Origin of the sequence: Desulfobulbus alkaliphilus (genome assembly GCF_016918545.1) — a bacterium.
Lineage (GTDB): Bacteria > Desulfobacterota > Desulfobulbia > Desulfobulbales > Desulfobulbaceae > Desulfobulbus > Desulfobulbus alkaliphilus.
Map to the genome: position 1 here is coordinate 1 of NZ_JAFFQC010000412.1, position 393 is coordinate 393.

Annotated in this window: 1 protein-coding gene; it reads right to left on the reverse strand. The window is 62.3% G+C overall.

The genetic code is table 11. The features are described 5' to 3' along the window. Positions 1 to 393: phage tail protein (locus tag JWG43_RS19180; protein ID WP_205244491.1), on the reverse strand; the 393-nt coding region annotated here is incomplete at both ends.

Here is a 393-nt window from a genome sequence, read left to right on the forward strand (position 1 = left end):
CCGTTGTGGGACAAGGCCGCGTCATGGCGGCGCACGTCGTTCACCGGTACGATGACCGCGCCTGCAAAGCCATTTTCAGCAAGAATCCGCACCAGCCCTTGAACCTTGCCGCCCAGCTTGTGCCAGGCAAAAGCGTTGACCACGCGCAGGCGGTAGCTTTCGTCCGTGTCATAGCGTGTGCGCAGGATGCCCCGGCTGGCCCCGTAGGCGACTATCCTTTCATCGTCAGCCGTGGCCGGATTCCACTGGCGGCGAAGCCACAAAATGTCCTCCCGCACGTCATCCATATACAGCGCCAGCCCCTTCGCCAGCGCCGATACAGGGCCGGGACGGAAGATGGCGGGCCAGTTCAGCTTGTCATGGAAATATTGCCAGAACGGGCTTGCCATGGCC